Source organism: Bacillus sp. JJ1532 (genome assembly GCF_036965085.1).
Taxonomy (GTDB): domain Bacteria; phylum Bacillota; class Bacilli; order Bacillales; family Cytobacillaceae; genus Cytobacillus.
Genome location: NZ_JBALOW010000013.1, coordinates 54,075 through 63,108, shown reverse-complemented (window position 1 = coordinate 63,108; position 9,034 = coordinate 54,075). Strand labels below are relative to the sequence as shown.

Genomic DNA, 9,034 nt, shown 5'->3' with positions numbered 1-9,034 from the left:
AAGGTAGAGCTCACCTTTCCGGGAGGCTCGTCTTATGCTTGTCGGGGGTGGGCGAGGCGCTTTCGCTTTTCTAAGGAGTGAGTTTTACTATGAGTGTCCCATCTATGCCTATCAGTCTAATGTCAAATGTTTATCGTAGGATATTGCCAATAGCTCATAAGGAATTGGAGTATTGGCGGAAGAGAGCGGAAGAAATTCCCGATCCAGAACTTAGAAAACAGGCATTAGCGAGCATAAAGCAAAAGACCTTTCATTGTGAAGGCGGCGCCATCATGGCATTAATGGCAAAAGAAAAATATGAAAAAGCGATTAAATTTATAGTTGCTTATCAAACAATCAGTGATTATTTGGATAATTTATGTGATCGAAGTACATCACTGGATCCAGAAGATTTTGAGGCTTTACACGAATCAATGATGGATTCTTTAGTGGTGGAGGCTGCACCGAAAAATTATTACCGATTTAGAGAAGAACAGGAAGATGGAAATTACTTAGCTGACCTTGCTGCAGCCTGTAGAGGAGTTTTATCTGAAATAGGTAATTATGAAGAAATCAGCGGTCATTTATTAGAATTGTGCCGGTATTATTGTGATTTGCAGATTCATAAGCATGTAAAAGTGGAGGAACGCGTGCCAAGGCTTCAAGGCTGGTTTGATGAATACAAGGAAAAAATACCAGAGATGGAGTGGTATGAGTTTTCAGCTTGCTCTGGATCGACATTAGGTATTTTCTGCCTTGTTTCTTATGCCATGAGGGATGATTTTAAGCTGGCCGACGCAGAAAAAATTCGGAACGGCTATTTTCCTTACATACAAGGTTTGCATATATTATTGGATTATTTTATTGATCAGGAAGAGGATCGTGCTGGCGGAGATTTAAACTTCTGTTTTTATTATGAAAGTGAAGAGAAGCTTTTTGACAGGCTGAAGCATTTTGTACAAGAAGCTGACAAGCATACAGAACAGCTGCCTCATAAACGATTTCATCAATTGATTAACCGTGGACTGCTAGGGATTTATTTATCAGATGAAAAGGTCCGAAAGCAGCGAAATGTAAAGAAACTAGCTCGAGGAATGATCAAAACCGGCGGGATGATCAGTTTTTTCTTTTATTTAAATGGACGTGCTTATCGGGCTATGCAAAAATGGATGCCAGCCGGTCTTATGAGGGCATTTTTAAAGTAAATTGAAGCCGAAATTTGAAAAAACCTGCTTAAATGCAGGTTTTTTCTCTTTGGAAGGGAAAAATCGGTCAGTTTTCGGTAAATCAATCGGCACTTTTTTTAGTATCCGCCAGTTACGCAGAAATATCCGCCACTTTTGTGATATATCCGCCAGTTATGCAGAAATATCCGCCACTTTTGTGATATATCCGCCAGTTACGCAGAAATATCCGCTACTTTTGTGATATATCCGTTAGATACTCAATTATTATCTTTTTTCAATCGCTACAATGAAAGGTGGATTATTCTTCTGATTAATGAATTGATACTGAAGTACATGAGCCTTTTTTTGGTCTAGCTGTTTTACAAATTGAAGGAGTGCGTCACGTTCAATCGCACCTTCTTCGTGGCCATGGTAAACAACAAGGACAATAATCCCTTCAGGAGCCATAATTTCAAGAAGCTGCTCAATCGCTGAAATGGTTGTGTCTGGAACTGTAACAATCGATTTGTCGCCGCCTGGCAAATAGCCCAAATTAAAAATAGCACCTTTAATTTTACCGTGATTTTCTGCTGAGATACTGGACAATATATGTTCATGCCCATTATGAAATAAAGTAACACGGTCAGAAAGCTGCTGTTCTTCTATCCTTTTTTTTGTACTGAGAATTGCTTCTTCTTGTATATCAAATCCGAATACATGACCGGAATCTTCAACTAATTTTGCCAAGAATAATGTATCATGCCCATTTCCTAATGTTGCATCGACTGCAAAGTCACCAGAACCAACTGCTTTTTCTAGCAGCTTCCTAGCAAAAGGCAAAACTCCTTCTAGCTTCATGCTTGTACCTCCACACTGCTTGCCTTGTAAAATTTTCCTTGCCAGCTATTCCGTCTTTTAAGTTCAGCATCAATGGTGTTTAGAACCTCCCATTTATTAACACTCCACATCGGACCAATCATCAGCTCAATAGGACCATCTCCAGTAATTCGATGAATAATCATTTCAGGAGGCAGAATTTCAAGTTGATCACAAACTAAACTGACATATTGGTCAAATGATAAGAATTCAAGCATTCCTTTTTCATATTGCTTCACCATTGGTGTTCCTTTTAAAAGATGAAGAAGGTGGATTTTGATTCCTTGAACATCTAGCTTTGCGACCTCCTTAGCAGTTTCCATCATCATTTCCGGTGTTTCCAGTGGAAGTCCATTAATAATATGGGAACAAACACGAATTCCATGTTTTCGAAGCTTGTTGACACCGTCCACATAGCATTGATAATCATGAGCACGATTGATCAGCAATCCGGTTCTTTCATGTACAGTTTGCAAACCAAGCTCAACCCATAAATAAGTTCTTTGATTAAGCTCAGCCAAATATTCCACTACATCATCTGGAAGGCAGTCTGGCCTTGTAGCAATTGAAAGCCCTACAACATCTTCAAACTGTAAAACTTTTTCGTACATATTTCTTAACACTTCTACGGGTGCATGTGTATTCGTAAATGCCTGGAAGTAAGCCATATATTTGCCATCTTTCCACTTCTGATGCATTTTTTCTTTAATTTCTTTAAATTGTATCTCTATATCGTCAGATCGGTTTCCCGCAAAGTCACCAGAACCGGCCGCACTGCAAAATGTACAGCCTCCGTGCGCGACCGTGCCGTCACGATTCGGGCAGTCAAAGCCGCCATCAAGAGCAACCTTAAAAACCTTATGGCCAAATTGATTCCTTAAATGGTAATTCCATGTATGATAGCGTTTATTATCAGATGCAAAGGGAAAAGGATTAATCTGATTCATCATTGTAAACCTCCTTAAAGCACTATAAATAGAGAAAACCTATTTTTAAATGTAATGGCTATCAACGATTTTTGCCAGTAAAATTACGAAATAGGAAAAAGAAATATGAACAAACTAATGAATGAAGCATTTTGCTTCTGAAAAGACCGATTTATTTCAGGAGGGATATTATGGCTACTCGTGACTCCGTTGATAATCTAATGCAGCAATGTGAGGATGCTATCCGTTTCGCTAATGACCAGCTTCAGGAAGGCAGAACTCAAGAGCATTACAATGATGCTGGTTTTACGGATGCACTGTATTCTCTTGAGAATGCGTATAATGATCTGACCAAACTTGCTTTAAGTGCCAACGCCCAGCAGAGGGAACAGCTTCACCGCATGAGGCTGCAGCTTCAGCAGCTCCAAAATCAAATGATTATTCATCCCCATTAAGGAGTGATTTTCAAGGTGAAAAAACGGTCTAAACAAAGAAACCCTGAACAAAAGAACCGTAATGGCATAAATAATCAAGAACTAGAGATAGGTCAGGATTTCGACATCGTCAAGCAAGCAAAAAAGTTGTATGAAAAAAAGGGACAGCCAGTAAAATCAAAATTCCATCCTGAATAATCGAAACCCTCCAATTCTGGAGGGTTTTTTAGTTGTTCCACAGGGCTTCCGCTTTTCTAGGAATATTGTGTATTTTCTTTGTTTGGCTGCTTAGATGATTCCCTATTGCAAGGACAGTAAAAAAGAAATAAAATTGCTTAGTGAACCGAACTAATTGTCGAGCAGACTTTTATATATTTTGGTCTATTTTAGGAGGGTTTTTTCATGCCACGTGCCTTATGGCTTTTAATAATTGGGATGGTGGTGAATGTTACAGGCTCTTCTTTTTTATGGCCTTTAAACACAATCTATATTCACGATCATTTAGGAAAATCATTATCAGTTGCGGGAATTGCTCTCATGTTAAACTCTGGAGCAAGTGTCATTGGCAATTTAACCGGGGGCATCCTTTTTGATAAAATTGGCGGCTATAAATCAATCCTGCTGGGAGCAGGAATATCCTTATTATCATTAATCGGGTTAACCTTTTGGCATGATTGGCCAATGTATGTTGTCTTTTTAACGATGGTTGGATTTGGGGCAGGAATTATTTTCCCATCAATGTATGCAATGGCTGGTTCAGTATGGAAGGAAGGCGGAAGAAAATCCTTTAATGCTCTATACGTAGCGCAGAACCTTGGTGTAGCAATCGGAGCGGCCCTTGGCGGATTTGTAGCTTCTTTTTCTTTTCAGCTCATCTTTATTGCTAATACGTTCATGTACTTGGCTTTTCTTTTCATTGCTGTTTTCGGATATAAAGGAATTCAAATTGAGTCAAGTATGCATACTTCTGTTCGAAAGAAAAAGTCTGTTGTTAAGGACCATTCAAAGCTATATGCCTTATTAATTTTATGTATTGGCTACAGCTTATGCTGGGTCGGATATGTTCAGTGGCAAACGACAATTGCCTCTTTTACACAGGAGCTTAATATCACCTTAAGACAATATAGTCTGCTTTGGACGATCAATGGAGCATTAATTGTTCTAGGGCAGCCAGTAATAAACTTGCTTGTGTCCCGAATCAAATCTCTGAAGACACAGATCAATATCGGCATTATTATTTTTATAGTCTCTTTTGGAGTTGTTTCCGTAGCCCATCAGTTTGCAGCTTTTCTTGCTGGAATGATTATATTAACAATTGGCGAAATGTTAGTATGGCCAGCAGTTCCTACGATCGCCAATGATCTGGCACCAAAAGGAAGAGAAGGATTCTACCAGGGAATTGTCAATAGTATGGCAACAGGAGGGCGTATGATTGGACCGCTCCTAGGGGGCATTCTTGTCGATATATACGGAATGTCAATGCTATTCTCAATCATTATAGTTTTACTCGTGATCTCTATTTTTACAACATTCATCTATGATAAAAAAATTAGAAAAACAAAGAGCGTTGCACACGCATCTTGAAGACCTGCACTAATGCTGCAGGTCTTTTAATTATGATTAGCCACTATTTCTCTGTTCCTCTACAAATACTACTTCCGAAAAATAGCTTTTTAATAATACCCATTTAGCAGGATACATATAAATAAATTCATTCACATCTTGATTCGAATAGATCACTAAATAATCCAATAGCATCTTTGCCTGATTTAAATCGTATAGAAGAGCATGAGGAAGGGTGTAATAATCATTTAGCTGGTTTGAATTCAGTTTTATAGCTTGGATCTGATTTGCCTTCAGAAATGAACTAATCATGCTTATACAGTGCGAGATCCCTTCTAAATCTTGATGCTGTCTTTCATTAATGAAGTAAATGCCTTTCATAGTTAACACTCCATTTTCTCTTTTCTCCCTTCTTTGACAAAAAATAGAGGAAAAATACTTATGTAATTAAATTATCTAACAATTGCGATAAAATAAGCTGGAATGTATAAATGATTATAAAGGGGAGTATTATGAAAAACGCATTATTAAATATTCCAATCGGAAGTTATTTTTTCATTAATCCCTCAAAAAAGGCTTTTGTCTGTTGATGAGATTGCGGATTATGCATATTCCTTGCAAGTGAATCTGCAAACGGAGTGACAGGGCAGGCCATCTGATTGATGGGGGATATACAGTTCAATAGATTTTGAGGGGACAGCTGTGAGATGTCCCTTTAAAATTTTTTAAAAATTCATTCACATAATCTTATTTCCCGCATATGCTACATATTAAATTTCCTGTCAAGATGAGCCCACTTGCATCTTGGCGGGAAATTTTATACAATAGCACTAATATATTTATATGCTAAGAAAAGGATTAGTAGTGGATTGAACCTGATTGTAGAGAGTTGACGGGTGGTGCAAGTCAGCCGGGTAAACCATGAACTCGCCTTTGAGCAGCAAGTGTGAAGGAATAGTAATGCTTGCCGTACTCCGCGTTAAGGATGAATGAAGCGAGTGACTATGTCACTAATGTGGGTGGTACCGCGGGAGATTATACATAATCCTCTCGTCCCTTAATTGGGATGGGAGGTTTTTTTGATTTTTTTCGAAATATTCTATAATTTTCATTTAGGAGGAACATGTGATGAGTTTCAATCATCAAGAGATTGAGAAAAAGTGGCAAACGGTCTGGGAAGAAAATAAAACATTTAAGACGAGCGAAGATAAAGGAAAGCGCAAATTTTACGCACTTGATATGTTTCCATATCCATCTGGAGCTGGACTTCATGTCGGACATCCAGAAGGCTACACAGCTACGGATATTCTTTCGCGCATGAAGCGGATGCAAGGCTATAATGTCCTTCATCCAATGGGCTGGGACGCATTCGGTCTTCCTGCTGAGCAATACGCATTAGATACAGGGAACGATCCAGCTGAATTTACGGCAAAGAATATTAATACATTCCGCCGTCAAATTAAAGCACTAGGATTCTCTTATGATTGGGATCGTGAAGTGAATACGACTGATCCTGAGTATTATAAATGGACACAATGGATTTTCTTAAAGCTATATGAAAAAGGTCTTGCTTATATTGATGAAGTAGCAGTGAACTGGTGCCCAGCACTTGGAACAGTTTTAGCTAACGAAGAAGTTATTGATGGAAAAAGTGAGCGTGGCGGCCACCCGGTTGAGCGCAGACCAATGAGACAATGGGTATTAAAAATAACTGCCTATGCAGATCGTTTGCTTGAGGATCTTGATTTACTAGATTGGCCTGAAAGCCTAAAAGATATGCAGCGTAACTGGATCGGCCGTTCAGAAGGGGCAGAAGTAACCTTCCAAATTGAAGGCCATGAAGGAACATTCAAAGTATTTACGACTCGTCCTGATACACTTTTTGGTGCAACCTATGCAGTACTTGCTCCAGAGCATGATTTAGTCGACAAAATTACGACTGAAGAGCAGCGTGCCGAAGTTCAAGGCTATTTAGATAAAGTAAAAATGAAAAGCGATTTGGAAAGAACTGATTTAGCAAAAGAAAAGACAGGTGTTTTCACAGGCGCCTACGCAATAAACCCGGCAAATGGCGAAAAGATGCCGATCTGGATTGCCGATTATGTATTAGCGAGTTATGGAACCGGTGCTATTATGGCTGTACCTGCTCATGACGAGCGTGACCATGAATTTGCAAAACAATTTGACTTGCCAATTGTTGAAGTTGTTGCTGGTGGAAATGTTGAAAAAGAAGCTTATGCTGGCGATGGCGAGCATGTAAATTCCGATTTCTTAAATGGAATGAATAAAGAAGAAGCTATCGGTAAGATGATTGCTTGGCTTGAAGAAAAAGGACTTGGCACGAAAAAGATCACTTATCGCCTTCGAGATTGGTTGTTTAGCCGCCAACGCTATTGGGGGGAGCCGATTCCAATTATTCATTGGGAAGATGGCACGAGTTCAGCTGTACCTGAAGACCAACTGCCATTAATTCTTCCAAAAACAACTGAAATAAAGCCGTCTGGAACGGGTGAGTCACCGCTCGCCAATATTGAAGAGTGGGTAAATGTGGTGGACCCAGTAACAGGCAAAAAAGGCCGCAGAGAAACAAACACGATGCCGCAATGGGCAGGCAGCTGCTGGTATTACCTGCGCTACATTGATCCACACAACAGTGAAGCGCTTGCGGATGCAGATAAACTGAAGGAATGGCTTCCAGTTGATATTTACATCGGTGGGGCAGAGCATGCCGTTCTTCACCTTCTATATGCTCGTTTCTGGCATAAAGTTCTGTATGATATCGGTGTTGTTCATACGAAGGAACCGTTCCAAAAGCTATTTAATCAGGGAATGATTCTTGGAGAAGGCAATGAAAAAATGAGTAAATCAAAAGGTAATGTTGTCAATCCTGATGACATTATTGAAAGTCACGGGGCAGATACGCTTCGATTATATGAAATGTTTATGGGACCGCTTGATGCATCCATTGCTTGGTCTACAAATGGTCTTGACGGATCCAGAAGATTCCTTGACCGTATATGGCGCTTGTTCATTGAAGAAAACGGAAGTCTAAATCCGAAAATTCAAGAGAGTGATGAAGCAAGCAAACTTGAAAAGGTATATCACCAAACAGTGAAAAAGGTAACAGAGGACTATGAAGGTTTACGCTTCAATACTGCTATTTCTCAAATGATGGTATTTATTAATGAAGCTTATAAAACAACAACAGTTCTTCCTAAACATTTCATGGAGGGCTTTGTGAAATTGCTTTCACCTATTACTCCTCATATTGCTGAAGAGCTATGGGGAAAGCTTGGCCATAGTGAAACAATCGCTTACGAAGCTTGGCCAGCATTCGATGAAGCAAAACTAGTCGATGATGAAGTAGAAATTGTTATCCAAATCAATGGAAAAGTAAAAGCGAAATTACTTGTCCCATCAGATGCCCAAAAGGATGCACTTGAAAAAATCGCTATGGATGACCAAACAGTAAAAGAGCAAATCGATGGAAAAACTATTCGTAAAGTCATCGCTGTTCCAGGAAAACTTGTCAACATAGTAGCCAATTAAAAAGGATTATTGTGCATGGCCTTCTCTAAGTTTCTAAATAATAATTTTACGTCCTCCGATTGCCTTTTCGGAGGATGTTTTTTAATATTAGCATAGGGGAAAACTTAAGGTTGTGGAAGAAAGGGAGTTTTTGATGAGTATCGAGATTATTACTACGGAAGAATTGGATATGAAGCTGCAAGCCGGTGAGAAGCTTGAGCTAGTTGATGTTAGAGAAGATGAAGAAGTGGCTCAAGGGATGATTCCGGGAGCCAAACATATTCGAATGATGACAATCCCTGAAAACTTGGACTATTTTGATAAAGAAAAGGAATATATTTTTATTTGCCGGTCAGGAAACCGCAGTCAAAATGTATGCCATTACATGCAGGACCAAGGCTACAAAGTCCGCAACATGGTTGGCGGCATGCTGGACTGGACAGGTGAGGTTGAATTTAAATAAAACGCAACTTACTGGACAGGTTTAGGTGATATTCAGAAAACCTATCCAACAAAAGTGATTTACTGGACAGGTTTCGAGGTATTTCTGGAAAGCTGTCCA

9 protein-coding genes, 1 pseudogene and 1 other annotated feature are annotated in these 9,034 nt (G+C 39.3%); of the genes and pseudogenes, 7 read left to right on the top strand and 3 right to left on the bottom strand.

Features of this window, described 5'->3' with window-relative positions; genetic code table 11:
* Window positions 1–89: 89 nt before the first annotated feature.
* Complete coding sequence (locus V7122_RS05795; RefSeq protein WP_335526022.1) at window positions 90–1,184, top strand: tetraprenyl-beta-curcumene synthase family protein; 1,095 nt, start codon at window positions 90–92, stop codon at window positions 1,182–1,184.
* 246 nt (window positions 1,185–1,430) lie between these two features.
* Here V7122_RS05795 and V7122_RS05790 read toward each other — a convergent pair whose 3' ends face one another.
* Entirely contained in the window at window positions 1,431–2,003 is a 573-nt protein-coding gene (locus V7122_RS05790; RefSeq protein ID WP_335526021.1) for a class I SAM-dependent methyltransferase, read from the bottom strand.
* Window positions 2,000–2,968 carry a TIGR01212 family radical SAM protein gene (locus V7122_RS05785; RefSeq protein WP_335526045.1) on the bottom strand — a complete coding sequence of 323 codons (969 nt, stop codon included), beginning with the start codon at window positions 2,966–2,968 and terminating at the stop codon, window positions 2,000–2,002. The genes V7122_RS05790 and V7122_RS05785 overlap by 4 nt, the downstream gene beginning before the upstream one ends.
* Window positions 2,969–3,138: 170 nt before the next feature.
* Between V7122_RS05785 and V7122_RS05780 the strand changes: the two genes are divergently transcribed.
* The 3 genes from V7122_RS05780 to V7122_RS05770 all read left to right on the top strand — a co-directional run bounded on the left by V7122_RS05780 (window position 3,139) and on the right by V7122_RS05770 (window position 4,965).
* On the top strand, window positions 3,139–3,402 hold the full coding sequence (locus V7122_RS05780; protein ID WP_335486679.1) for a YtzC family protein: 264 nt from the start codon (window positions 3,139–3,141) through the stop codon (window positions 3,400–3,402).
* Between the two features lie 15 nt (window positions 3,403–3,417).
* On the top strand, window positions 3,418–3,579 hold the full coding sequence (locus V7122_RS05775; protein WP_335486676.1) for a glycogen biosynthesis protein GlgD: 162 nt from the start codon (window positions 3,418–3,420) through the stop codon (window positions 3,577–3,579).
* A gap of 204 nt (window positions 3,580–3,783) precedes the next feature.
* Window positions 3,784–4,965, top strand: a complete 1,182-nt coding sequence (locus tag V7122_RS05770; RefSeq protein ID WP_335344406.1) for an MDR family MFS transporter — start codon at window positions 3,784–3,786, stop codon at window positions 4,963–4,965.
* A gap of 36 nt (window positions 4,966–5,001) precedes the next feature.
* Here V7122_RS05770 and V7122_RS05765 read toward each other — a convergent pair whose 3' ends face one another.
* On the bottom strand, window positions 5,002–5,325 hold the full coding sequence (locus tag V7122_RS05765) for a hypothetical protein (protein ID WP_335486672.1): 324 nt from the start codon (window positions 5,323–5,325) through the stop codon (window positions 5,002–5,004).
* 162 nt (window positions 5,326–5,487) lie between these two features.
* Here V7122_RS05765 and V7122_RS05760 point away from each other — a divergent pair.
* From V7122_RS05760 to V7122_RS05750, 3 genes and pseudogenes are all read left to right on the top strand, one after another.
* Window positions 5,488–5,629: pseudogene (locus V7122_RS05760) on the top strand (SDR family oxidoreductase); the annotation flags it as partial.
* A 154-nt stretch (window positions 5,630–5,783) separates the two neighbouring features.
* Window positions 5,784–6,005: a binding site (T-box leader), on the top strand.
* A 67-nt stretch (window positions 6,006–6,072) separates the two neighbouring features.
* Window positions 6,073–8,493 carry a leucine--tRNA ligase gene (gene leuS, locus V7122_RS05755; RefSeq protein ID WP_335486669.1) on the top strand — a complete coding sequence of 807 codons (2,421 nt, stop codon included), beginning with the start codon at window positions 6,073–6,075 and terminating at the stop codon, window positions 8,491–8,493.
* 133 nt (window positions 8,494–8,626) lie between these two features.
* Window positions 8,627–8,935, top strand: coding sequence for a rhodanese-like domain-containing protein (locus V7122_RS05750; RefSeq protein WP_438824002.1), 309 nt, complete (start codon window positions 8,627–8,629; stop codon window positions 8,933–8,935).
* The last annotated feature ends 99 nt before the right edge of the window (window positions 8,936–9,034 follow it).